Below are 23,484 nucleotides of genomic sequence, written 5' to 3'. Positions count from 1 at the left end.
TTCGCTTTTAACCTGTAAGGAGTGACCCCCATGGTTGCCGCATTGCTTGATCGTCTGGGTGTGAACCCGGCCCTGTACCAGTCGGGCTCCCAGCCTGTGCATTCGCCCATCGACGGCAGCCGGATAGCCGCGGTGAACTGGCAGGGCGCTGCCGAAGTCGAGCAGCAGGTCAGTCGCGCAGAGCATGCATTCGCCCTTTGGCGCAAGGTGCCCGCGCCCCGTCGCGGTGAGCTGGTACGGCAATTGGGTGAGGTGCTGCGCGAGTTCAAGGCCGATCTTGGCGAGCTCGTGTCCTGGGAGGCCGGCAAGATCACCCAGGAAGGCCTGGGGGAAGTGCAGGAAATGATCGACATCTGCGACTTCGCCGTCGGCCTGTCCCGTCAACTCTACGGCTTGACCATTGCCTCCGAGCGCCCAGGCCATCACATGCGTGAAACCTGGCACCCGCTGGGGGTGGTGGGAGTGATCAGCGCGTTCAACTTCCCGGTGGCGGTCTGGGCCTGGAACACCACCCTGGCGCTGGTGTGCGGCAACCCGGTGATCTGGAAACCTTCGGAGAAGACGCCGCTCACTGCCCTGGCTTGCCAGGCGTTGCTCGAGCGCGTGCTGAAGAACTTCCAGGACGCCCCCGAGTACCTGAGCCAGGTGATCATCGGCGGCCGTGACGCCGGTGCCGCCCTGGTGGACGACCCGCGCGTGGCACTGATCAGCGCTACCGGCAGTACCCGCATGGGCCGTGAAGTGGCGCCGAAGATCGCCGCGCGTTTTGCCCGCAGCATTCTCGAACTGGGGGGCAACAACGCGATGATCCTCGGCCCGAGCGCGGACCTGGACATGGCCGTGCGTGCCATCCTGTTCAGCGCCGTCGGCACCGCCGGCCAGCGTTGCACTACCCTGCGCCGGTTGATTGCCCACGAATCGGTGAAAGAGGAAATCGTCGTCCGGCTCAAGGCGGCCTATTCCAAGGTGCGCATCGGCCACCCGCTGCAGGGCAATCTGATCGGCCCGCTGATCGACAAACACAGCTTCGATGCCATGCAGGATGCCCTGGAGCAGGCCTTGAGCGAAGGCGGCCGGGTCTTTGGCGGCCAGCGTCAGTTGCAGGACACCTTCCCCAACGCCTACTACGTGGCGCCAGCGATTGTCGAAATGCCGGAACAGAGCGACGTGGTCTGTAGCGAGACCTTTGCCCCGATCCTGTATGTGATCGGCTACAACGACTTCGAAGAGGCGCTGCGCCTCAACAACGCCGTGCCCCAAGGCCTGTCGTCGTGCATCTTCACCACCGACGTGCGTGAAGCCGAGCAGTTCATGTCGGCGGTGGGCAGCGACTGCGGCATCGCCAACGTCAACATCGGCCCGAGCGGCGCGGAAATCGGTGGCGCCTTTGGTGGCGAGAAGGAAACCGGTGGCGGGCGCGAGTCCGGTTCCGACGCCTGGCGCGGTTACATGCGCCGCCAGACCAACACCGTCAACTACTCCCAGGAATTGCCGCTGGCCCAGGGCATTACCTTCGACTGAGCAGGCGGCCATTCGGGCTTTTACCGCGAGCCAGCCCGCCCCTGCAGAAGGACCTGTAAACCTTTGCAGGGGCGAGGTTGCTCGCGATCCGCGGTAAATGCGCTTCATCGTTTGTGGTTGGTTGATTTTGGAGTCCGGCAATGGCGTTACGAGAAGAGTGTCTATGGGAAAAACTGACCCCGCAAAGACCTGACAACGCACCGCTCAAGGGCGAGCTGACGGCGGATGTATGCATCATCGGCGCCGGTTTCACCGGGTTGTCGGCGGCCGTGCACCTGCTGGAGCAGGGCAAGCGGGTCTGTGTCGTCGAAGCTCACCGCGCGGGGCACGGCGGCTCGGGGCGCAATGTCGGACTGGTCAACGCCGGCATGTGGATCCCGCCAGACGAGATCGAAGCCGGTTTCGGCGAACAGGTGGGCAGCCAGCTCAACCGCATGCTCGGGGCTGCGCCGTCCCTGGTGTTCAGCCTGGTGGACAAGTATCAGATCGATTGCCAGTTGCGCCGCGAAGGCACCTTGCACATGGCTCACAATGCCCGTGGCGAGGCTGACCTGCGCAGTCGTGAACAACAATGGAAGCGTCGTGGTGCGCCGGTGGAACTGCTGACCGGCAGTGCCTGCGAAACCGCCACCGGCACCAAGAAAATTGCTGCCGCCTTGCTCGATCGGCGTGCTGGCACCCTCAACCCGATGGCCTACACCACGGGGCTGGCCAAGGCCGCAATCAAGCTTGGCGGCCAGTTGTTCGATCACTCCCCGGTCACCCGCCTGGAGCGCCAGGGGCAGCGCTGGTCGGTGCAGACCGCGCAGGGTTCGGTGCTGGCCGAACAGGTGGTGATCGCCTCCAACGCCTACACCGAGGGTGATTGGACCGAGCTGCGGCGTAACTTCTTTCCTGGTTATTACTATCAGGTGGCCTCCGCGCCGCTGACCGAAGAGGCGGCCCGGCAGATCCTCCCCGGTGGCCAGGGTTCCTGGGATACCCGCCAGGTCCTGAGCAGCATTCGCCGGGATGCCGAGGGCCGCTTGTTGCTAGGCAGCCTGGGCAACGGCAACCAGAAACCCCAGTGGTTCCTCAAAGCCTGGGCCGACCGGGTGCAGCAGCATTATTTCCCCTACCTCAAGCCTGTGGAGTGGGAGTGCACCTGGACCGGCTGCATCGCCTTCACCCCCGATCACCTGATGCGCTTGTTCGAGCCTGCGCCCGGCCTGGTGGCAGTGACCGGTTACAACGGCCGGGGCGTGACCACTGGCACGGTGGTGGGCAAGGCCTTCGCCGACTACCTGTGTAACGGAAATCCTCAGGCCCTACCGATTCCCTTCGCGCCCATGCAGCCCTTGGCCGGCGTGAGCCTGCGCAGTTGCCTGTACGAGGCCGGATTCTCCCTGTACCACGCAGGCCAGTGCCTGCGGATCGTTATCTGAAAGAGGAAATAAACGGCCAGCGACGACGCTTTTCGATGCAGCGACTAGCCTGTAATGGTGCGGCTCGTAGCAGTTGCGCACCAGCAGTGTGCAGTTCGGTGACGCGAGCTGTTACAGCAGGGTTGCACGTTGAATTGTGTCGCGGTTGCAATGATGGCACGCATGGGTTGCGCCCATTAAAAAGCAGGGTTTTACCTTCCGCGGTTTAGACGGTTGCACGCCCAATGAAAAAGGGCTCGAAACAGTCGAAATAACAATAAGACAGCGACTTTTTTCAGAATAAAAAACCACTGGCACGGCGCTTGCTCTGAGCAATTAAGTGAAGTCGCAGTGCCAACTAAAAAAACCTTGGAGCACCACCTCATGTCCCAGACGTTTTACAAGAAAGGCTTTCTGGCCCTCGCAGTGGCAACTGCGCTGGGTGTTTCTGCGTTTGCTCAAGCCGACCTGAAGATCGGTGTTGCGGGTCCCATGACCGGTGCCAATGCGGCATTTGGCGAGCAGTACATGAAGGGTGCACAGGCAGCGGCTGACGAGATCAACGCCAAGGGCGGGGTCAACGGCGAGAAGATCGTCCTGGTGAAAGGCGATGACGCTTGCGAACCCAAGCAGGCGGTGGCGGTGGCCAACCGCCTGGTGGACCAGGACAAGGTGGCCGGTGTGGTCGGGCACTTCTGTTCCTCGTCGACCATCCCGGCTTCCGAGGTCTATAGCGACGCCGGTGTGATTGCCATTACCCCGGGCTCCACCAACCCCCAGGTCACCGAGCGTGGCCTGAGTGCCATGTTCCGCATGTGCGGACGTGACGACCAGCAGGGCATTGTTGCCGGCGACTACATTGTCGATGTGCTCAAGGGCAAGAAAGTGGCGGTGCTGCACGACAAGGACACCTACGGCCAGGGCCTGGCAGACGCGACCAAGGCGCAGCTGACCAAGCGTGGCGTGGCTCCGGTGCTGTACGAAGGCCTGACCCGTGGCGAGAAAGACTTCAGCGCCGTGGTGACCAAGATCCGCGCCGCCGGTGCCGACGTGGTGTACTTCGGCGGCCTGCACCCGGAAGCCGGCCCGCTGGTGCGTCAACTGCGTGAGCAGGGCCTGAAAGACGTCAAGTTCATGTCCGACGACGGCATCGTTACCGACGAGTTGGTGACCACTGCCGGCGGTCCGCAGTACGTCGATGGCGTGTACATGACTTTCGGCGCCGACCCGCGCTTATTGCCAGACAGCAAGACTGTGGTCGACGCTTTCCGCAAAGCCGGTACCGAGCCCGAAGGCTACACCCTGTACGCCTATGCCTCGATCCAGGCCCTGGCTGCCGGCTTCGGCGGCGCCAAGTCCAACAAAGGCGAAGACGCGGCCAAATGGCTCAAGGCCAACCCGGTGAAAACCGTGATGGGCGAGAAGTCCTGGGACGCCAAGGGCGACCTGAAAGTCTCCGACTACGTGGTCTATCAGTGGGACAAGGACGGCAAATACCACCAGTTGGAAAAACAGAAGTGACATGAGTCCGAACGGGTCGACACTGCCCTCAGGTGTCGACCCGTACTCGTGCAGTACTTGCCTTTTCTCGTAGAGCTGCACAACGGACGTGTTGCGCGGACGGGTGATCCCTGTCTGGCGTTGACGCCCTGTGCCGTCTCTCAAGTCCGTGAGATTGCGTTATGGATGGTATTTTCCTGCAGCAACTGATCAATGGGCTGACCCTCGGGTCCGTCTATGGTCTGATCGCCATCGGCTACACAATGGTCTATGGCATCATCGGCATGATCAACTTCGCCCACGGCGAGGTTTACATGATTTCCGCTTACCTCGCGGCAATCAGTCTGGCTCTGCTGGCCTACTTCGGCATTGAATCCTTCCCGCTACTCATTCTCGGCACCCTGGTATTCACCGTCGTGGTGACGGGGATCTACGGCTGGGTCATCGAGCGTGTCGCCTATAAACCCCTGCGCAACTCCACTCGCCTGGCACCGCTGATCAGCGCCATCGGCATTTCGCTGATCCTGCAGAACTACGCGCAGATCAGCCAGGGCGCCAAGCAGCAAGGGGTTCCGACCTTGCTCGCCGGGGCCTGGAAGGTCGACATCGGCACGGGCTTCGTGCAGCTCACCTACACCAAGATCTTCATCCTGGTGGCGGCGTTCGCCGGTATGGCGCTGCTGACCTACATCATCAAGTACACCAAGCTCGGGCGCATGTGCCGAGCCACCCAGCAAGACCGCAAGATGGCCTCGATCCTGGGGATCAACACTGACCGGGTGATCTCCTACGTGTTCGTCATCGGTGCGGCCATGGCGGCCTTGGCCGGCGTGCTGATCACCATGAACTACGGCACTTTCGACTTCTATGCCGGCTTCGTCATCGGCATCAAGGCGTTCACCGCGGCAGTCCTTGGCGGCATCGGCTCGCTGCCCGGAGCGATGCTCGGCGGGATCATCCTCGGCATCTCCGAGTCGCTGTTCTCCGGCTTGATCAACTCCGACTACAAAGACGTGTTCAGTTTCTCGCTGCTGGTGCTGATCCTGATCTTCCGTCCCCAAGGCCTGCTGGGTCGCCCACTCGTGGCGAAGGTATAAGTATGTCTGCTGCCAATAAACCGATTGATATCAAAAAGAGTGTCATCGACGCCGTGCTTGCCGGGCTGATCTCGCTGATCGTGTTCGGGCCCATCGTGGGCGTGGTGCTGGATGGCTATAGCTTCAACCTGCAACCGGCCCGGGTGGGCTGGCTGGTAGCGATCGTGATGGTCGGCCGCCTGGCCCTGAGCCTGTTCCTGCAAACCCCCAAGGGCCTGAAGATTCTCCAGGGCTTCGAAAGCACTAGCTCCGGGGTGCACGTGCTGGCGCCGGACTACAAGTCGCAGCTGCGCTGGATCATCCCTGCGCTGATCGTGATCGCCATCGTGTTCCCGTTTTTCGCCAACAAGTACCTGCTGACGGTGGTAATCCTCGGCCTGATCTATGTCCTGCTGGGGCTTGGGCTGAACATTGTGGTGGGCCTGGCCGGGTTGCTGGACCTGGGCTATGTGGCCTTCTACGCCATTGGCGCCTACGGCCTGGCGCTGGGCTACCAGTACCTGGGCCTGGGGTTCTGGACGGTGCTGCCCCTGGCGGCGCTTGCTGCGGCCTTGGCGGGATGCATATTGGGCTTCCCGGTGCTGAGAATGCACGGCGACTACCTGGCCATCGTGACCCTGGGCTTTGGCGAGATCATCCGCCTGGTGCTCAACAACTGGCTGTCTTTCACCGGTGGTCCGAATGGCATGCCGGTGCCGTCGCCGACCTTCTTCGGCCTGGAATTCGGCCGCAAGGCCAAGGACGGCGGAGTGCCGTTCCATGAATTCTTCGGCATGGACTACAACCCCAACCTGAAATTCCTGTTCATCTACATCGTGTTGTTCCTGGTGGTGCTGCTGGTGTTGTACATCAAGCACCGGCTGACCCGGATGCCGGTCGGTCGCGCCTGGGAAGCCCTGCGTGAAGACGAGATCGCCTGCCGTGCCATGGGCCTGAACCACGTGTTGGTCAAGCTTTCGGCGTTTACCATCGGCGCCTCCACCGCCGGTCTGGCGGGGGTGTTCTTCGCCAGCTACCAGGGCTTCGTCAACCCATCGTCCTTCACCTTCTTCGAGTCGGCGCTGATCCTCGCCATTGTGGTGCTCGGCGGCATGGGCTCGACCGTGGGTGTGGTGATCGCGGCCTTTGTACTGACCGTGGCCCCGGAGCTGCTGCGCAGCTTCTCCGAGTACCGGGTGCTGCTGTTCGGCGTGCTCATGGTGTTGATGATGATCTGGCGACCGCGAGGGCTGATCCGCATCAGCCGTACCGGCGTAACCCCGCGTAAAGGTGCTTTGACTGAGGGGAACGCGCCATGAGCGAATATATTCTGTCGGTCGAGAACCTGATGATGCACTTCGGTGGCATCAAGGCCCTCAGCGACGTCAGCCTGAAGGTCAAGCGCAACTCGATCTTTGCCCTGATCGGCCCCAATGGTGCCGGCAAGACCACGGTGTTCAACTGCCTGACCGGTTTCTACAAGGCCTCCGGCGGGCGCATCGAGCTCAACACCCGAGGCCAGCAGACCAACGTGATCAAGCTCCTGGGCGAGCCTTTTCGCGGCACTGACTTTGTGTCGCCGAAGAGCTTCGCCAGCCGCCTCTACTACAAGATGTTCGGCGGTACTCACCTGGTGAACCGTGCCGGGCTGGCGCGGACCTTCCAGAACATTCGCCTGTTCAAGGAAATGTCCGTGGTGGAGAACCTGCTGGTGGCCCAGCACATGTGGGTCAACCGCAACATGCTGGCCGGGATCCTCAACACCAAGGGCTACCGCAAGGCGGAGAGTGCGGCCCTGGACCATGCCTTCTACTGGCTGGAAGTGGTGGACCTGGTGGATTGTGCCAACCGCCTGGCCGGTGAACTGTCCTATGGCCAGCAACGCCGCCTGGAGATCGCCCGGGCCATGTGCACCCGGCCACAGATCATCTGCCTCGATGAGCCGGCTGCCGGCCTCAACCCTCAGGAAACCGAAGCGCTGAGCGCGATGATCCGGTTGCTGCGCGACGAGCACGGCCTGACCGTGGTGCTGATTGAACATGACATGGGCATGGTGATGAGTATTTCCGACCACATCGTGGTGCTCGACCACGGCAACGTGATTGCCGAGGGCGGCCCGGAAGCGATCCGCAGCGATCCGAAAGTGATCGCCGCCTACCTGGGTGCCGACGAAGAGGAGCTGGTATGACGCAAGCCATCCTCGAACTCAAGGACCTGGACGTGTACTACGGCCCGATCCAGGCCTTGAAGAAAGTCTCGATGTACATCAACGAAGGGGAAACCGTGAGCCTGATCGGCTCCAACGGTGCCGGCAAGTCGACCCTGCTGATGTCGATCTTCGGCCAGCCCCGGGCCGAGTCCGGTCAGATCCTCTACCGCGGTGTGGATATCACCCACAAGTCGTCTCACTACATCGCCTCCAACGGCATCGCCCAATCCCCGGAAGGGCGCCGGGTGTTCCCTGACATGACCGTGGAAGAGAACCTGCTGATGGGCACTATCCCCATTGGTGACAAGTACGCCAGCGAGGACATGCAGCGCATGTTCGAACTGTTCCCCAGGCTCAAGGAGCGGCGTACCCAGCGGGCCATGACCATGTCCGGTGGCGAGCAGCAGATGCTGGCCATCGCTCGGGCCCTGATGAGCCGGCCCAAGTTGCTGCTGCTGGATGAGCCGAGCCTGGGCTTGGCGCCGATTGTGGTGAAGCAGATTTTCGCCACCCTGCGGGAACTGGCGGCCACCGGCATGACCATCTTCCTGGTGGAGCAAAACGCCAACCATGCACTGAAACTGTCGGATCGGGCCTATGTGATGGTCAACGGCGAGATCCGCCTCAGCGGCACCGGCAAGGAATTGCTGGTCAATGAGGAGGTGCGCAACGCTTACCTGGGGGGGCACTGACCTTCGGTACTGTGGATAAACATGCCCCACCCGCCTTGTAGGAGCTGGCTTGCCAGCGAAACGGTGTCTCCGATGGCCGCTTATGCAGATTCTGTTGTGCGTCCGGATTCGCCGGCAAGCCGGCTCCTACGGACTCAGTGCGCGCATTGGCAACCGCGCGTTCGCAGAAGGACCGCCCGCGTCCGACAATTGTGGAAAACATTATTCGCAAGCTGCTAAGGCGCGGCATAAAGACGCTGCAAATAGTTGTTTTTCCACTGTTTTGACTTGTCCCCGTTTGCTGTGGAACTGGCTGTGGGTAACGTGGGAGTAGCTGGCTGGAAGCCTTTGATTGCGTGGCCTGCAGGCTGCTGGTTGTTTTTTGATCAGGTGTTTTTGGGCAAGCCTTGGGCGCACTTGTCAACCTTTTTATTGTCGCAGGCGGACCCGCTAAAAGGCTTCGCTCAGCCTGTGGATAAGTCTGTGACTAAACTCTGGAAAGACTGCCCTGAGCAGCGTAGTTACTGGCCTCTGGCCTTATGCACTTTGACCGCGCGGTCATCTTTTATGAGGTCGGCTGCATGGACCGCCTGCCGGGGTCAAGCAAAAAACTTCCGATGATCGCCTGCAAGCCCTGTGGACAGCGGCTTTGCGGCATCTGTACTTGCCCCCAAAGACTGTGGACCGGCCTGTGGATAAGGTGCGGGCATATGGCTGCAGGCCAGAGCCCGCAAGGCGTAGACGAGAGTGGCTATTTTTTATACAGCGGCGCTTGATAACCCCCCTATGAGCAGGGATATAGGTTCGGGTATTCTGCGCGCCTTGACGCGCCCGGAAGGGTGAGCGCCCTCTGGCGATCTGGAGCACTGGCATGACCGATAGTCCCGCGTTTGTTCCCGTCAAACCCGCAAGCCCGCTGCTGCGGCTGCGTGAGCGGGTCTTCTATCGCCTGGCCCTGCTGGACCTCGGCGGGCGAGGGCTGCTGCTGATCGGCGGGCTGTTCTTACTGGCTTGGGCCAGTTCCGGAATCTACAAGGTGCAGCCGGATGAGCAGGGCATTGTGCTGCGCTTTGGTCGTTGGCAACAGACCGCCGAACCCGGGTTGCATTACCACCTGCCGTACCCCATCGAGCGGGTGTTGTTGCCGAAAATCACTCAGGTCAATCAGCTGCAATTGGGCAGTGTTGGCCTGCAGGGTGCCTCCGCCAGCGGATCACGGGACAAACAGATGCTGACCGGCGACGAGAACATCGTCGAAGCCGATTGCACGGTGTTCTGGCGGATCAAGGACGCACGTCGCTATCTTTTCGAGATCAGCGACCCGGAGCGTTCGGTGAAGCTGGCGGCAGAAAGCGCGTTGCGCGAGGTCATTGGACGCACACCGATTCAGTCGGTGATGTCTGACAAGCGCGCCCAGATCGCCGACGAAACCCGGGAGTTGTTGCAACAGTTGCTGGACCGCGAGCAGGCCGGGATCCTGGTGACCCAGGTGCAGTTGCAGCGGGTCGATCCACCGCCCCAGGTCATCGACGCGTTCAACGACGTGCAGCGGGCCCGGGCCGACCAGGAACGAGCCCGCAACGAAGCGGAAGCCTATGCCAATGATGTGATTCCCCGTGCTCGAGGCGACGCGGCGCGGATCGCCCAGGAGGCAGAAGCCTACAAGGCGCAGGTTGCCAACCTGGCCGAGGGCGAGGCGAAGCGTTTTCTCTCGGTCTATGCCAGCTATGCACAAGCCAAGGATGTCACCGCCTGGCGCCTGTACATGGAGAGCATGGATGAGGTGCTGAAGAAAGCCTCCAAGGTCATCATCGACACCTCCGGCAAGGGCATGTCCGGCGTTGTGCCTTACATGCCGCTCAATGACCCGGGCAAACCTGCGCAAAAGGACGTTCGACCATGAGCCGCTCATTCAAATGGTTGGGCCTGGGGGTGGTCAGCGTCGCCCTCTGGGGGCTGGCGGCTTCGGCGTATGTGGTCGATGAAGCGCAGCAGGCCCTGATCATCCGCTTTGGTGCGCCGATGGGTGTGGCGGGGGAGCCGGGGCTCAAGTTCAAGGTGCCCTTCAGTGACTCGCTGGTGTTCTACGACAGCCGCCTGCAAACCCTGGCGTCCTCTTCCGAGCAGGTGATCCTTGGCGACCAGAAACGCATCGAGGTCGCCACTTACACGCGTTTTCGCATCAGTGATCCGCTGCGCTTCTATCAAGCGGTGGGCACCTTGGAGCAGGCCAATGCCCAGTTGACGCAAATGGTCAGTTCCTCGTTGCGCCGTACCCTGGGCGAGATTTCCCTGCGTTCGTTGCTCTCCGCCTCCCGCCAGCAGGCGGTATCGGTGATCGAGAGGGATGTGGCGGACAAGGCCCGTGCGCTGGGCGTCGAGGTGACAGAGGTGCGCCTGCACCGTGCTGATCTGCCGCTGGAAGCCAGCCAGGCGATTTACGAGCGCATGAAGTCCGAGCGTCAGCGTGAGGCCAAGGAACTGCGCGCCCAGGGGTTCGAGTGGGCGCAACAGATCCAGGCCAAGGCCGACCGCGATCGTACGGTGCTGTTGTCCGAGGTCCAGCGGCAATCGGCGATTACCCATGGCGAAGCGGATGCCGAGGCCAACCAGATTCTCTCGGCGGCCTTCAGCAAGGACCCTGAGTTCTACAGGTTGTACCGCTCCCTGCAGACCTATCGGCAATCCATGGCCGAGAGCCAGCCGATGCTGGTGCTGACCCCTGATGCGGAGTTCCTCAAGCAGTTCCGCCATGGCCCGACAGCCCAGCGCGCGCAATAGCATGACGGTTCACGGCCTGGTGCCGGAACGCAGGCCGCTTGCACATCGGCTGCGCCGTCTGTTGGCTGCCATGGGCCCGGGGCTGGTGCTGTTTATCCTGACCATGGTCCTGACCGGCTGCTACCAGTCGGTGGAGCGTATCACCCTGGTGCTAGGCCTGGCCGGCGGGGCGTTGGTGGCGACCATTGTGGTTTGCCTGAGTGCGGTCTGGGCCATGGGTGAGGCCTTGGGGATGCGCCACTCGCTGGAGCAGCACCCTCTGGACGCCCCTCGCGGTGCTGCTGATCGCCGGAGCGCTGCTGGTGGGGTCGGGGATCAACCTGATCCGCCTGTCGCTGGCGGTCGGGGTGCTGAATGCCTTGTTGATTCCGATGATGTTGCTGCTGTTGCTCCTGCTGGCGCGCAATGTGCTGCCAGCGAACCTGCGTCTGCGCGGGCCCTATGGGGTGCTGGTACTCGTCACGTTTCTCCTGATGGGAGGACTTGGCGTCTATTGCGCCTTGAGCGGTGTGTTGGGGTGAAGTCGTGACCAATCCTTGTGTCGTGGGGAAATTGCCGCATGTTATTTGACGGTGCGCTGTACGCCTTGAGCATGGTGTTCCAGGTCCTGGTGCTGGACCTGATCCTGTCCGGCGACAATGCCCTGGTGATTGCCCTGGCCTGTCGTGGCTTGCCTCCCGAGCAGGCGCGACGGGCGATTCTGATCGGTACCGGCGGTGCCATCCTCCTGCGGGTGCTGCTGACTACCCTGGCCGGCTGGCTGCTACTGGTGCCCTGGTTGAAGTTGATTGGCGCGTTGCTGCTGCTGGTGATTGCCCTGCGCCTGCTGTGCGACGAGGGAGTGGATGAGCAGGGCGATGACGCTCGCGGCTCGCCGCAGACCTTGAGTGCAGCAGTGGTGACCGTACTGATTGCCGACCTGGTGATGAGCATGGACAACGTGGTGGGCCTGGCAGCGGTGACCCAGGGGCAGGTGTTCTATCTGTTGCTGGGGTTGCTGTTGAGTGTGCCGCTGTTGATGTTTGGCAGCCTGCGGCTGACCCGACTGATGCACAGCCAGCCATGGCTGGTGTCGGTCGGTGGGGGCCTGCTGGGGTATGTTGCAGGGAACATTGCCGTGTCCGATCCGGTGCTGGTCGACTGGCTCAACAGTCAGTCGCCGGCCTTGAATCAAGTGGTTCCCATGGCGTTGGCGGCCTTTGTCCTGCTGCAGTCGCGGATCATCCGTCGACGGCGTGCAATTGTACCCAAGCCATTGTCGTACTTTGAGGCGCCCACCCCCGCGGTCCAGGTTCCCCTGGCCGAGCCTGTGCTTGAGCGGCCGGCCATGGTTCGCGCCTTGCCGCTTATCGTTGCCCCGGAGCCGGAGCCGGAGCCGGAGCCTTTGGCTGAAGCGCTTGAGCCCGCCGTGCTTCCTCCGGCCACCGGGCGCTGGTTTCCGGTCTATGGCGGGGTGGTGCGGGTGCTGGCCAGCCTGGCGGTGATGGTGCTGTTCTGCGGTCTGCTCTACAGCCTGATCGGCGGCATCTCCGGCAGTCTGTTGCCCACGCCGCACCAGGACAGCGTCTATCAGTGCGATGGTGCCACCGCCACCTTGTATTACCGCCCCGGCGGTAGTTCGGTGCGGCTGGTCAATGGCGGCGGCGAGGCCGTTGGCTATGTTCGCTACAAGGAGATCTTGTGGCAGAACCCGCAGAGTGCCGCCCACGATTTGCACTTGACGCCGCCCACCCAGATTGAGAAAACCAGCGCCACGGTGGTTACTCTCAACGGTGGCAGTTTTGCGCAGATTGCGTGTACGTTGATGCCCTGAATTTTCATCTCAATGGCTGCTCGAAGCCCAGCAAGGAGAACACCATGACTTCCACACTGTTCATCACGGGCGCGACTTCCGGTTTTGGCGAAGCCTGCGCCCGGCGTTTTGCCGAGGCCGGCTGGTCGCTGGTGCTCACCGGCCGTCGCGAGGAGCGCCTCAATGCCTTGTGCGCGGAGCTCTCCAAGCAGACCGAGGTGCATGGCCTGGTGCTTGATGTGCGGGACCGCAAGGCCATGGAAGAGGCGATTGCCAACCTGCCACCGTCCTTCAGCAAACTGCGCGGGCTGATCAACAATGCCGGCCTGGCCCTGGGCGTGGACCCGGCGCCCAAGTGCGACCTGGATGACTGGGACACCATGGTCGACACCAACATCAAGGGCCTGTTGTACAGCACCCGCCTGCTGTTGCCACGGCTGATCGCCCACGGTCGTGGCGCCGGGATCGTCAACCTGGGTTCCATCGCCGGCAATTACCCGTACCCGGGCAGCCACGTGTATGGCGCGAGCAAGGCCTTCGTCAAACAGTTCTCCCTGAACCTGCGCTGCGACCTGCAGGGCACTGGCGTGCGGGTCACCAATATCGAGCCGGGCCTGTGCGAAAGCGAGTTCTCCCTGGTGCGCTTCAGCGGCGACCAGGCGCGTTATGACGCCACTTATGCCGGCGCCGAGCCGATCCAGCCGCAGGACATCGCCGACACCATCTTCTGGGTCCTGAACACGCCGGCCCACATCAACATCAACAGCCTGGAACTGATGCCCGTGAGCCAGACCTGGGCCGGCTTCGCCATCGAGCGCAATGCCAAGTCCTGATCCATTGATCGCCATCCTCTGTAGCCGCTGCCGTAGGCTGCGACAGGGCCTCCGGGCCCTCCAGCGGTCGCAAGAACCTGTGCCTCCTGCGGAGGCAGTCGCAGCCTCGCCATGGCTCGGCAGCCGCTACAGTTGTACTCGGATACACATAAGCTGATTCGTTTCAGCTTGTGGTCAGCCCTGACAGGTTAGAATTCCCGCCAGAAATTTCGCCGCCGCCTCACACGAGGTGGCGTTTTTGAAGTTCGATAGGAGGAATCGTGAGTAACCGAGGTGAGCAGTCTCTGCTCAAACAATCGACTGTATTGATGTTCGCCGTGGCGATCGCCGGTATCGTCACGGGTTTTGTTTCTGGCGCCCAATCCATCTTGTTCGATGGATTTTTTTCCCTGATCGCGACCTTTATCAAGGTCTTGATGCTGATCACCGCCAAGCTGATCGCCAAGCAAAGCAACCAGCGCTTCCAGTTCGGCTTTTGGCACCTGGAACCCATGGTGCTGCTGATCGAAGGCAGCTTCCTGATGCTGATCGCCATCTACGCCTTCCTCAATGGGGTGTTCGGCATCATCAATGGTGGCCGCGAGGTCGAGCTGGGGCTGGTGATTTTCTATGCGGCGTTTTTCGCCGTGGCGGAGTTCGCCTACTTCTTCTACGTGCGCCGGCGTAACCGCAAGCTCAAGTCGTCGCTGATCCAGTTCGACAATATCAGTTGGCTGGTGGACGCGATGTTGTCAGTGGGGCTGCTGGTGAGTTTCATCGTCGCCTTGCTGCTCAAGCAGTACGGCCATGGCCAGTGGGCGGTGTATGTCGACCCGATGATCCTGATCCTGCTGGCCTTGAGCATGCTGCCGCCGGCGTTGAAGATTCTGCGGCCGGCCTTGCGCGATGTGCTGGGGATCGCCCCGGACCAGTTGGACGAAAAGGTCCGCAAGGTGATGGAGGAGGCCAAGGCCGCCCATGGTTTTGATGACTACATCAGCTACGTGCAGAAGCACGGTCGGGCGCATTTTATCGAGATCCATATCGTGCTGCCGGCGGATTATCCGCTGCAGGACGTGGCGACCCTGGATCGGTTGCGCGAGGAGATTTCGCAGCAGCTTGGCAAAGCCGATGCAGCTCGTTGGCTGACCATCAGCTTTACCGGGGATCGCAAGTGGATTGCCTGATCGGCGCTGCCTTCTTCGCTGGCAAGCCCGCACCTGCAGTTGTTGTGTCGGTGCCGGTTGGCCGGCGCAAGGTTCAGGCGAAATATTCCGCCAGCCCGCGATAACAGGTGGCCAGATGATAGGGCGTGGTCGACGGCATATCCCGGCGGCTGATCGCGCCGTCGGCATCCAGGCATTCATTCCAGCCCCCGACATGCAGGAAATGCTCTTGCAGTGCTTTTAGCTGGCGCTGCAGGGGCGCCTGGCTGTCCCCACGCAAGGTCAGGGCACGCAGGTACTCGGCCTTGGCCCAGATGCGCTGGGTGGCGTCCTTGGCGCTCGTCCCCGATTGCAGATCGAGCATGGCGCACACGGCACCGCTCTGCGGGTCGACCCCCAACTGTTCGGTGAAGGCGAACGCATGCTCCAGTGAGGCGTGCAAGGAACTGTCGCGCAGCAGGGGCGAAGAGGCGAGCAGGAAGTACCACTCGAACTGATGCCCGGGCTCGAACCAGTTCTCCACAGCCCCCAGGGGCTTTTCCATCATCACTTGGTGCTGCGGGTCGATGAAGTGTTGCTGCATGGCCTGGCACAGGTTCAGCAGCGCCGTTTGCACCGGCACGTCTTCACGCACTGTCAGGGTCGCGAGGAACGCTTCAGCCAGGTGCATCAACGGATTCTGCAATGGCCCGGAACCCAGGGCCGACCAATCCTCGTCGAGGCTGGCTTCGTAGAGGTCGTCACCCCGGGCGAAGCGCTGGGCCACGACTTCCAGGGCGGCGTTGAGCACCGACTCCACCAGCGGCTCACGGACCTTGGCCCAGTAATGGGCGCAGGCAAAGACGATGAAGGCGTGGGTGTAGAGGTCCTTGCGTCGATCCAGTGGCGCGCCTTGCGGGTCGATGCTGTAGAACCAGCCACCGTGCTCGGCGTCATGGAAGTGCCGCTGCAGCGAGCGGAACAGCGCGGCGGCGCGTTCTTCGGCAAAGGGCGTGGCGGTGTCACCGATCAGTTGGGAAAATACATACAGCTGCCGGGCGCAGGCCATGGCCCGATACCGCTGCGGTGGCAGCGGTTGATGTTCGGCGTCCAGCGCCTCGTAGGGCAGCGCCAACTGCGGATTCCAGCCCGGCCCCTGCCACATGGGCACTATCACCTGGTGAAAATGCTGCTGCACAGCGTTGAACAGAGCGCTCGATTCAGGCGAGGAGGTGGAGCGGGATACATCGGGCATTGGCTGGCGTCGTCACGGCAGGTTTGAATGCGCGACATATTAACAGAGAAGCCCCGGCAGATTGCCCGACGTAGGAGCAGGCTTGTGCAGGTACTGGCTTGCCAGCCAATGCAGTCAACAAGATTGCCTTCGCCGGCAAACGGCACACCGTCCAGCCGCTCCTGCACGAGGCGCAACGCTCAGCCTGCCAGCAACCACACCCCGGCGGCAGCGGAGGCGGCGCCGGCTACGCGCACCAGCGGCGCAGCGGCCTGGGGCAAGACCCGCACCACGCCATAGCCGGCGGCGTGCAGGGCGGCAGTGGCGACCACGAAACCGGCGGCATAGGCCCAGGGGCTGGACATGTCCGGCAGTTCAAGGCCGTGGGCCACGCCATGGAACAGGGCAAACAGCGCGGTGGCGGCGATGGCCAGGCTCAGCGGCGGACGCACCGCCAGGGCCACTGCCAGGCCCAGGGCCAGTACTGAGGCGGCGATACCGCTTTCCAGGCCCGGCAGCTCCAGGCCCTCGAAACCCAGCAGGCCACCGATCAGCATGGTGCCGACAAAGGTGCACGGCAGCGCCCAGCGTGCTGTGCCTTGTTGCTGGGCGGCCCACAGGCCAACCGCGACCATTGCCAGCAGGTGGTCCAGGCCACTGATAGGGTGGCTGATACCGGCCATCAGGCCATTGTCGCCGTGGCCCGGATGGGCGAAGGCCAGGGCTGGGGTCAGCAGCAGGGCGAGGGCCCCGAGGATGCGTTTTAAGGTCATGGGTAGCTTCCTTGTTGAGCGATTTCAGGTTCGGTATCAGGCCGCGGTCAGCAGGCCCTGGCGTTCGATGAAAGCGATGATTTCTTCCAGGCCCTGGCCGGTTTTCTGATTGCTGAAGACAAACGGTTTGCCGCTGCGCATGCGCTGGGTGTCGCTGTCCATCATTTCCAGGGAGGCGCCCACCAGGGGGGCCAGGTCGATCTTGTTGATCACCAGCAGGTCGGATTTACAGATACCCGGGCCGCCCTTGCGCGGTAGCTTGTCGCCAGCGGAGACATCGATCACATAGATCGTCAGGTCCGAGAGTTCGGGGCTGAAGGTGGCCGAAAGGTTGTCGCCGCCGGACTCCACCAGGATCAGGTCGAGCCCCGGGAAGCGCCGGTTCAGTTGATCCACCGCTTCCAGGTTGATCGAGGCATCTTCACGGATGGCAGTGTGCGGGCAGCCGCCGGTTTCTACGCCGATGATCCGCTCTGGTGCCAGGGCTTCATTGCGCACCAGGAAGTCGGCGTCTTCACGGGTGTAGATATCGTTGGTCACCACCGCCAGGTTGTAGCGCTCGCGCAGGGCCAGGCACAGGGCCAGGGTCAGGGCGGTTTTACCGGAGCCCACCGGGCCGCCGATGCCGACACGCAGAGGTTGTGCGTTCATGAGTTTCTCCTAGGAACGGAACAGGCGGCTGTATTGGCGCTCGTGGGCCATGCTCGCCAGGGACAGGCCGAAAGCGGCGCTGCCGTAATGGTTGGGGTCAAGCTTCGCGGCGTGTCGCTGGGCCTGTTGCAGCAGTGGCAGCAATTCGCTGGTCAGGCGCTGGGCCGCTTGCTGGCCCAGGGGGAGGGTCTTCATCAGCACCGCCAGCTGGTTTTCCAGCCAGCTCCAGAGCCAGGCTGCCAGGGCGTCTTCGGGGGCGATGTTCCAGGCTCGGGCGGCCAAGGCCCAGCCCAGGGCCAGGTGCGGTTCGTCCTGTTGCGCCAACACTTCCCGGGCGGCGTCGTCGAGTTCCGGCAAGCCGGCCAGCAGTTGCTTGAGGGAGTAGCCCATCTGCCGGCTTTCCTGGTACAGCTCGCGGGTCTCGCGGCTGGCCCGGTGCTCATCGCAGAGTTGCTGCAGCCGGCTCCAGTGCTGATCGGCGGCCGCCTGACAGTGGGCTAGCAACAGCGGCGCTTCGAAGCGAGCGAGGTTGAGCAGTAACTGATCGCTGATCCAGCGTCGGGCACTGTCCGAGTCATTTACCCGTTGTTGCTCCACGGCCATTTCCAACCCCTGGGAATAGCTGTAGCCACCAATTGGCAGCTGTGGGCTGGCCAGGCGCAACAGGGCCCAGGCTGGGTTCATTGACGGACGCCGAACTGGTGCAGGCGCGGCGGGTAGTTGAAGTCTTCATCGCCGTGGCGTGAATGGTGATGACCACCACCATAGGCACCGTGCTCGGGTTGGAACGGTGCTTCGAGGGTTTCGGTGCTGGCGCCCAGTTGTTCGAGCATGGCCTTGAGCACGTAGTCGTCCAGCAAGCGCAGCCAGCCATCACCCACTTGCAGGGCCACATGACGGTTGCCCAGGTGGTAGGCCGCGCGGGTCAGCTCGAAGGCATTGCGGCAGGTAACGTGCAACAGGTTTTCCGGACGAGCGCAGACTTTGACCAGGCGCCCGTCTTCGGCCTGCAAGAACTCACCGTCATGCAAGGGTGGCTGGCCACGTTCCAGAAACAGCCCGACGTCTTCGCCCTCGGCGCTGAAGCAGCGCAAGCGGCTTTTGCTACGAGCCTCGTAGTTGAGGTGCAATTCGGCGGACCAGCTCTCTTGGGCATCGGTTCTGCGGTGGATCACCAGCATCGGAAAGCTTCCAGCTATGAGCGATACACAAGCCAGAGCAAGGGGCTTGCCAATCGCTCGGTAGGAAAGAAAATGCCCGTTCAGCCCAGGAACTGCGCCTGAAAAAGGGGCAAAACCTTGTTTTATCTTGTTACAAAATGGCGCGCTGAGCTGATTTATAGCACCGAGTTGGTGCGCGTGAAATGTTTTTGCTGCAAGACGGTGCTAGTGCTTGGTAAGCAGGCGCAAACGCGCAACCCAGAGCGGGGTGCGGGCGGTTCGAAGGGGGCGGGTAGGTGGCGCTTGCCGGTTTACTCGGTGCTGCCCAGGCCTTGCCAGTGCTTCAGGCCGATAAAGATGAAGCGCAGTTGCTGGGTAATCTTGGCCTGGGGTGTCAGGTGTTCAGGCAGGGCCTGGGCTGGCGGATCGATAATGTCCGGCAGGGTGGCGAATACGCTCTTGACGATCAGGTCGGCCATTACGCCAAGGTCGGCAACATTCAGGTGTTGCAGCTTGGGCATCAGGCTCAGGTCGGCAGCCAGGTCCGAGCTGATGTTTTCCCGCAGGGTGGCGATGGCCTGGCGCACCGGCAGCGAGCCACCGTATTGCTCGCGGGCGAGGAACAGGAATTGCGCACGCTTGGCTGCCACCACATCAAGGAAAATGCGTACCGAGGCGTCGATGATGCCGCCCATGACGAATTCGTTGTGGCGCACCAGGCGGATGGTTTCGCGGAAGGTCTGGCCGACTTCGCTGACCAGTTCCAGGCCCAGTTGGTCCATGTCGCTGAAGTGCCGGTAGAAGCCAGTGGGTACAATGCCGGCGGCTTTCGCCACTTCCCGCAGGCTCAGGCTGCCGAAACCACGGCCACACTCCATCAGATGACGGGCGGCATCCATCAGGGCGTTGCGGGTCTGTTGCTTCTGTTCGGCGCGGGGCAGCATCGGCGGGCAAATTCTTTGCTCAATAGGAGCGGCGCACTCTAGCAAATCAACTTTGCCGGAGTCGAACTGGAGTCAGGCGAGGGCAGGGGATGTGACGGTTGCAACGGGGCCTTGATGAAAGTCAAAGCCCGATTCGGGAATCGGGCTTTTCTCCAGGGCCAGCATGGCCTCAGCTCGCAGCTTGATGACGTTCGGCCAAGCGATCAGCACCGCCTTCGGCAACGGTCTGACCTTGAGGCGTGCGGCTGTAGCCGTCTTCGACCAGGCCTTTCTCTTCCAGGCGATCGCGGCCACCTTCAGCTACGTTTTGACCTTGTGGGGTGCGGTCGTAGCCATCTTCGGTAACGGTCTGGCCTTGGGGAGTACGGTCATAGCCATCTTCGGCAACGTTCTGGCCTTGTGGGGTGCGATCATAGCCATCTTCGGCAACGCTCTGGCCCTGTGGAGTACGGTCATAGCCATCGGCTGCGACTTTGTTGCGTTCGATCAGGCGGTCCGAGCCCCCTTCAGCCAGGGTCTGGGTGAACACGCTGTGGCTGGCCTTGACCTGCGGAGTGGCTTGTTCAGCGGCCGGCAGGGCGAAAGCGTTAGCAGCCAGGATCGATAAGGTCAGGCTCAATAAGAGGTGGCGTTTCATGATGGGTTGCTCCTTGGGAGGGCGATAAATTGGGTACGGAGCTAATGTTACCGCCGCTAAATCGATATGAAAGTTCATAAACGCAATGGTAATAATCAACAGAATTGATTGTTTACCGTCAAGGCTCTAGAACGGGCCTTTCCGTCGATAGCTTTTGCACCGACGTGGGTATTTTCGACCCAGTCATGCTTCACGGGAGGGCGGGTCGAGGTAACACAAAGCTGCCTGAGTGATCAGGAATGCGGTTTTTTCCATCCTTTCGCGTACTCGAATTAAACCTGCGCGGGCTTTGTCAGTCGTAGTTTTCATGGCCGGTGATTTTCCATCGGCATTTCACCAACGCGTCGTGGTCTGGCGCTCAGTTGTCTTCAGGAGCCTCGTGCAATGACGCGCACTCGTAAAATTCTCGCCTGGTCTGTTTCCAGCCTGATCCTGCTACTGGCCGTGCTGGTGCTGGTGATCGCTTTCTTCGACTGGAACCGGATCAAGCCGCCCCTCAATGCCAAGGTGTCCGAGGAGTTGCACCGGCCGTTCGCGATCAATGGCGATTTGTCGGTGGTCTGGCAACGCGAGCCTGACGAGGGCGGCTGGCGGGCCTGGGTGCCCTGGCCCCACGTGGTGGCCGAGGACCTTACCCTGGGCAATCCGGACTGGTCCAAGGCGCCGCAGATGGTCACTCTCAAGCGGGTTGAGTTGCGTATTTCGCCCCTGGCCCTGCTGGCGCAACGCGTCAGCATTCCACGCATCGATCTCACCGAGCCCGACGCCGCCTTGCAGCGCCTGGCTGACGGTCGCGCCAACTGGACTTTCACGTTCGATCCCCAAGACCCCGCTGCCGAACCTTCCAAGTGGACGGTGGACATCGGTGCCATCGGCTTCGACAAGGGCCACGTGACCCTGGATGACCAGAGCCTGAAAACCCAACTGGACCTGCAGGTGGAGTTGCTCGGCAAACCGATTCCCTTCAGCGACATCGTCGGTGAGCGCGAGGCGCAGAAGATCACCGAGCAAGGCGCCGCCCCCCAGGCCTATGCCTTTGCCCTCAAGGTCAAAGGCCAGTACCACGGGCAGAAACTGGTGGGCACCGGCAAGATCGGTGGCCTGTTGGCGCTGCAGGACGGGCGCCAACCGTTCCCGTTGCAGGCCCAGGCGCAGATCGGCGACACCCGGGTCGAACTGCGGGGCAGCCTGACCGATCCGCTCAACCTCGGCGCCTTGGACCTGCGCCTGAAACTGGCGGGCACCAGCCTCGGCAATCTCTATCCGTTGACGGGGGTCACCCTGCCGGATTCGCCGCCGTATTCCACGGATGGGCACTTGACCGCCAAGTTGCGTGATCCGGCGGGTGCGACGTTCAGCTATCAGGACTTCAACGGCAAGATCGGCGACAGCGATATCCATGGCAGCCTGACCTATGCCGCCAGCCAGCCGCGGCCCAAACTCAGTGGCACGCTGGTGTCCAATCAACTGTTGCTCAGCGACCTGGCACCGCTGATTGGTGCCGACTCCAACGTCAAGCAAAAGGCCCGGGGCGGTGAAAGCAAGCAACCGGCGGACAAGGTGCTGCCAGTGGAGGAATTTCGCACCGAGCGTTGGCGGGATATGGATGCCGACGTCGAGTTCACCGGCAAGCGCATCGTTCACAGCAGCGAGCTGCCGTTCACCGATCTCTATACCCACCTGGTGCTTAACGACGGCCAGCTCAGCCTGGAGCCCCTGCGCTTTGGCGTGGCCGGGGGCAAGCTCGATGCCCAGGTGCGTCTCAATGGTCACACCACGCCGTTGGAAGGTCGGGCCAAACTGACCGCGCGCAACTTCAAGCTCAAGCAGTTGTTCCCAACCTTCGAGCCGATGAAGACCAGCTTCGGCGAGCTTAATGGCGATGCCGATATTGCCGGGCGTGGCAACTCGGTGGCGGCCCTGCTGGGTAGCGCCAACGGTGACTTGAAAATGTTGATCAACGACGGCGCCATCAGCCGCAGCCTGATGGAAATCGCCGGGCTCAATGTCGGCAACTACGTGGTAGGCAAGATGTTTGGCGACAAGGAAGTGAAGATCAATTGCGCCGCTGCCGACTTCGGCATCAAGTCGGGCCTGGCCACCTCTCGGCTGTTCGTCTTCGACACCGAGAACTCCATCATTTACGTCGATGGCACCGCGAACATGGCTTCCGAGCAACTGGACCTGACCATCACCCCTGAGTCCAAGGGGTTGCGTCTGTTCTCTCTGCGTTCGCCGCTCTACGTGCAGGGCAAGTTCATCAAGCCCAGTGCAGGGGTCAAGGCGGTGCCGTTGGTGCTGCGGGGGGCCGGTATGGTGGCTCTGGGATTGATCGCCGGGCCGGCGGCAGGGCTGCTGGCATTGGTGGCGCCTAGCGGTGATGAACCCAACCAGTGTGCGCCGTTGCTGCAGCAGATGCGTTCAGGCAAGGCGCCGGTCACAGTCAAGCCGAGTCAGTAAGCGCGAAGGTCGAGCGTTGCGTGGGCGAGCCCGCCCCTGTAGGCAGGAGCGGGCTTGGGCGAGGGGCTACAGGTCGTTGAGGATGTCCGCCATGTCATCGGCGTGCTCTTCTTCCTGGGCGAGGATTTCTTCGAACAAGCGGCGGGTGGTGGGATCCTTGTCTCCGATGTACTGGATGATCTCACGGTAGCTGTCGATGGCGATCCGCTCCGCCACCAGGTCTTCGTAGACCATTTCCTTCAAGTTGTTGCCGGCGACGTACTGGGCGTGGGAGTGCTTGGACAGCAGGTCGGGGTTGAACTCCGGTTCGCCGCCGAGCTGGACGATGCGTTCGGCCAGTTTGTCGGCGTGTTCGGCTTCCTGGGTGGCGTGTTCGAGGAACTCGTCGGCGGCCACGCTGGCCTTGAGGCCGTTGGCCATGAAGTAGTGGCGCTTGTAGCGCAAGACACAGACCAGTTCAGTGGCCAGCGATTCGTTGAGCAGGCGCAGCAGCTCCTCGCGATCGGCGTTGTAACCCTCGGTCACGGCGCCGTTTTCCACGTGTCGGCGAGCCCGTTCGCGCAGGCTGTTCACATCAGACAAATGCATCTCGCTCATCTCTGTCTCCTGGAGGCTAATCCGTTTCACGCCAGGCTCTGTTGGCCTGACCTGTCTTGGGTGTGAGTGACGGACGAGGCAAAAAGTTTTATCGGATGTGCCCAGTGGCAATGCTCGG

At 62.0% G+C, this 23,484-nt stretch carries 22 protein-coding genes; 14 read left to right on the top strand and 8 right to left on the bottom strand.

Annotation, left to right across the window (positions count from 1 at the left end; translation table 11 throughout):
* Positions 1-30 precede the first annotated feature (30 nt).
* From amaB to GV819_RS25380, 13 genes are all read left to right on the top strand, one after another.
* Positions 31-1,521, top strand: a complete 1,491-nt coding sequence (amaB, locus tag GV819_RS25440; RefSeq protein ID WP_161758802.1) for an L-piperidine-6-carboxylate dehydrogenase — start codon at positions 31-33, stop codon at positions 1,519-1,521.
* 140 nt (positions 1,522-1,661) lie between these two features.
* Positions 1,662-2,945 (top strand): L-pipecolate oxidase, encoded by a 1,284-nt coding sequence (amaA, locus tag GV819_RS25435; protein WP_161758801.1) that lies wholly within the window; start codon positions 1,662-1,664, stop codon positions 2,943-2,945.
* Between the two features lie 363 nt (positions 2,946-3,308).
* On the top strand, positions 3,309-4,445 hold the full coding sequence (locus GV819_RS25430; protein WP_161758800.1) for a branched-chain amino acid ABC transporter substrate-binding protein: 1,137 nt from the start codon (positions 3,309-3,311) through the stop codon (positions 4,443-4,445).
* Between the two features lie 161 nt (positions 4,446-4,606).
* Positions 4,607-5,521: an ABC transporter permease subunit gene (locus tag GV819_RS25425; protein WP_102862931.1), complete on the top strand. Its 915-nt coding sequence runs from the start codon at positions 4,607-4,609 to the stop codon at positions 5,519-5,521.
* Positions 5,522-5,523: 2 nt separating this feature from the next.
* Positions 5,524-6,819 carry a high-affinity branched-chain amino acid ABC transporter permease LivM gene (livM, locus tag GV819_RS25420; protein ID WP_161758799.1) on the top strand — a complete coding sequence of 432 codons (1,296 nt, stop codon included), beginning with the start codon at positions 5,524-5,526 and terminating at the stop codon, positions 6,817-6,819.
* Complete coding sequence (locus tag GV819_RS25415) at positions 6,816-7,688, top strand: ABC transporter ATP-binding protein (RefSeq protein ID WP_161758798.1); 873 nt, start codon at positions 6,816-6,818, stop codon at positions 7,686-7,688. Before livM ends, GV819_RS25415 begins: the two co-directional genes overlap by 4 nt.
* A complete protein-coding gene (locus tag GV819_RS25410; RefSeq protein ID WP_161758797.1) occupies positions 7,685-8,401 on the top strand; it encodes an ABC transporter ATP-binding protein in 717 nt (238 codons plus the stop codon). Before GV819_RS25415 ends, GV819_RS25410 begins: the two co-directional genes overlap by 4 nt.
* Positions 8,402-9,251: 850 nt before the next feature.
* Complete coding sequence (gene hflK / locus GV819_RS25405; protein ID WP_161758796.1) at positions 9,252-10,283, top strand: FtsH protease activity modulator HflK; 1,032 nt, start codon at positions 9,252-9,254, stop codon at positions 10,281-10,283.
* On the top strand, positions 10,280-11,161 hold the full coding sequence (hflC, locus tag GV819_RS25400; protein ID WP_161758795.1) for a protease modulator HflC: 882 nt from the start codon (positions 10,280-10,282) through the stop codon (positions 11,159-11,161). Before hflK ends, hflC begins: the two co-directional genes overlap by 4 nt.
* 218 nt (positions 11,162-11,379) lie before the next feature.
* Positions 11,380-11,682 carry a hypothetical protein gene (locus tag GV819_RS25395; protein ID WP_161758794.1) on the top strand — a complete coding sequence of 101 codons (303 nt, stop codon included), beginning with the start codon at positions 11,380-11,382 and terminating at the stop codon, positions 11,680-11,682.
* 38 nt (positions 11,683-11,720) lie between these two features.
* A complete protein-coding gene (locus GV819_RS25390) occupies positions 11,721-12,974 on the top strand; it encodes a YjbE family putative metal transport protein (protein WP_161758793.1) in 1,254 nt (417 codons plus the stop codon).
* Between the two features lie 44 nt (positions 12,975-13,018).
* Positions 13,019-13,786, top strand: coding sequence for an SDR family oxidoreductase (locus tag GV819_RS25385; RefSeq protein WP_161758792.1), 768 nt, complete (start codon positions 13,019-13,021; stop codon positions 13,784-13,786).
* Positions 13,787-14,046: 260 nt separating this feature from the next.
* Complete coding sequence (locus GV819_RS25380; RefSeq protein WP_161758791.1) at positions 14,047-14,952, top strand: cation diffusion facilitator family transporter; 906 nt, start codon at positions 14,047-14,049, stop codon at positions 14,950-14,952.
* Positions 14,953-15,025: 73 nt separating this feature from the next.
* Here the strand turns inward: GV819_RS25380 and GV819_RS25375 are convergent, their stop codons facing one another.
* The 7 genes from GV819_RS25375 to GV819_RS25345 form a co-directional block, all read right to left on the bottom strand.
* Positions 15,026-16,165 carry an AGE family epimerase/isomerase gene (locus GV819_RS25375; protein WP_161758790.1) on the bottom strand — a complete coding sequence of 380 codons (1,140 nt, stop codon included), beginning with the start codon at positions 16,163-16,165 and terminating at the stop codon, positions 15,026-15,028.
* A gap of 179 nt (positions 16,166-16,344) precedes the next feature.
* Positions 16,345-16,917, bottom strand: a complete 573-nt coding sequence (locus GV819_RS25370) for a HupE/UreJ family protein (protein WP_161758789.1) — start codon at positions 16,915-16,917, stop codon at positions 16,345-16,347.
* A gap of 36 nt (positions 16,918-16,953) precedes the next feature.
* Positions 16,954-17,568, bottom strand: a complete 615-nt coding sequence (gene ureG, locus GV819_RS25365) for an urease accessory protein UreG (protein WP_161758788.1) — start codon at positions 17,566-17,568, stop codon at positions 16,954-16,956.
* A gap of 9 nt (positions 17,569-17,577) precedes the next feature.
* Positions 17,578-18,252, bottom strand: a complete 675-nt coding sequence (locus tag GV819_RS25360) for an urease accessory protein UreF (protein WP_161758787.1) — start codon at positions 18,250-18,252, stop codon at positions 17,578-17,580.
* Entirely contained in the window at positions 18,249-18,749 is a 501-nt protein-coding gene (gene ureE, locus GV819_RS25355) for an urease accessory protein UreE (protein ID WP_161758786.1), read from the bottom strand. Before ureE ends, GV819_RS25360 begins: the two co-directional genes overlap by 4 nt.
* A 290-nt stretch (positions 18,750-19,039) precedes the next feature.
* Positions 19,040-19,672, bottom strand: a complete 633-nt coding sequence (locus tag GV819_RS25350; protein ID WP_161758785.1) for a TetR family transcriptional regulator — start codon at positions 19,670-19,672, stop codon at positions 19,040-19,042.
* A gap of 169 nt (positions 19,673-19,841) precedes the next feature.
* Positions 19,842-20,309 (bottom strand): hypothetical protein, encoded by a 468-nt coding sequence (locus tag GV819_RS25345; protein ID WP_161758784.1) that lies wholly within the window; start codon positions 20,307-20,309, stop codon positions 19,842-19,844.
* Positions 20,310-20,693: 384 nt separating this feature from the next.
* On the opposite strand from GV819_RS25345, the gene GV819_RS25340 reads away from it, so the two are divergent.
* Positions 20,694-22,769, top strand: a complete 2,076-nt coding sequence (locus GV819_RS25340; protein WP_161758783.1) for an AsmA family protein — start codon at positions 20,694-20,696, stop codon at positions 22,767-22,769.
* Positions 22,770-22,835: 66 nt separating this feature from the next.
* Here GV819_RS25340 and GV819_RS25335 read toward each other — a convergent pair whose 3' ends face one another.
* Complete coding sequence (locus tag GV819_RS25335) at positions 22,836-23,366, bottom strand: ferritin-like domain-containing protein (protein WP_161758782.1); 531 nt, start codon at positions 23,364-23,366, stop codon at positions 22,836-22,838.
* Positions 23,367-23,484: the final 118 nt, after the last annotated feature.

This window comes from Pseudomonas sp. Fl5BN2, assembly GCF_009908205.1.
GTDB lineage: Bacteria > Pseudomonadota > Gammaproteobacteria > Pseudomonadales > Pseudomonadaceae > Aquipseudomonas.
This window is presented reverse-complemented; position numbering and strand designations above follow the sequence as displayed.

Bases quoted from the DNA above. Each gene is read 5' to 3' on its own strand.
- GV819_RS25340 (WP_161758783.1), top strand. From the start codon at position 20,694: ATGACGCGCACTCGTAAAATTCTCGCCTGGTCTGTTTCCAGCCTGATC.
- GV819_RS25390 (WP_161758793.1), top strand. From the start codon at position 11,721: ATGTTATTTGACGGTGCGCTGTACGCCTTGAGCATGGTGTTCCAGGTC.
- GV819_RS25430 (WP_161758800.1), top strand. From the start codon at position 3,309: ATGTCCCAGACGTTTTACAAGAAAGGCTTTCTGGCCCTCGCAGTGGCA.
- amaA (WP_161758801.1), top strand. From the start codon at position 1,662: ATGGCGTTACGAGAAGAGTGTCTATGGGAAAAACTGACCCCGCAAAGA.
- hflK (WP_161758796.1), top strand. From the start codon at position 9,252: ATGACCGATAGTCCCGCGTTTGTTCCCGTCAAACCCGCAAGCCCGCTG.
- ureG (WP_161758788.1), bottom strand. From the start codon at position 17,568: ATGAACGCACAACCTCTGCGTGTCGGCATCGGCGGCCCGGTGGGCTCC.
- amaB (WP_161758802.1), top strand. From the start codon at position 31: ATGGTTGCCGCATTGCTTGATCGTCTGGGTGTGAACCCGGCCCTGTAC.
- livM (WP_161758799.1), top strand. From the start codon at position 5,524: ATGTCTGCTGCCAATAAACCGATTGATATCAAAAAGAGTGTCATCGAC.
- GV819_RS25385 (WP_161758792.1), top strand. From the start codon at position 13,019: ATGACTTCCACACTGTTCATCACGGGCGCGACTTCCGGTTTTGGCGAA.
- ureE (WP_161758786.1), bottom strand. From the start codon at position 18,749: ATGCTGGTGATCCACCGCAGAACCGATGCCCAAGAGAGCTGGTCCGCC.
- GV819_RS25415 (WP_161758798.1), top strand. From the start codon at position 6,816: ATGAGCGAATATATTCTGTCGGTCGAGAACCTGATGATGCACTTCGGT.
- GV819_RS25375 (WP_161758790.1), bottom strand. From the start codon at position 16,165: ATGCCCGATGTATCCCGCTCCACCTCCTCGCCTGAATCGAGCGCTCTG.
- hflC (WP_161758795.1), top strand. From the start codon at position 10,280: ATGAGCCGCTCATTCAAATGGTTGGGCCTGGGGGTGGTCAGCGTCGCC.
- GV819_RS25360 (WP_161758787.1), bottom strand. From the start codon at position 18,252: ATGAACCCAGCCTGGGCCCTGTTGCGCCTGGCCAGCCCACAGCTGCCA.
- GV819_RS25425 (WP_102862931.1), top strand. From the start codon at position 4,607: ATGGATGGTATTTTCCTGCAGCAACTGATCAATGGGCTGACCCTCGGG.
- GV819_RS25370 (WP_161758789.1), bottom strand. From the start codon at position 16,917: ATGACCTTAAAACGCATCCTCGGGGCCCTCGCCCTGCTGCTGACCCCA.
- GV819_RS25345 (WP_161758784.1), bottom strand. From the start codon at position 20,309: ATGAAACGCCACCTCTTATTGAGCCTGACCTTATCGATCCTGGCTGCT.
- GV819_RS25350 (WP_161758785.1), bottom strand. From the start codon at position 19,672: ATGCTGCCCCGCGCCGAACAGAAGCAACAGACCCGCAACGCCCTGATG.
- GV819_RS25335 (WP_161758782.1), bottom strand. From the start codon at position 23,366: ATGAGCGAGATGCATTTGTCTGATGTGAACAGCCTGCGCGAACGGGCT.
- GV819_RS25410 (WP_161758797.1), top strand. From the start codon at position 7,685: ATGACGCAAGCCATCCTCGAACTCAAGGACCTGGACGTGTACTACGGC.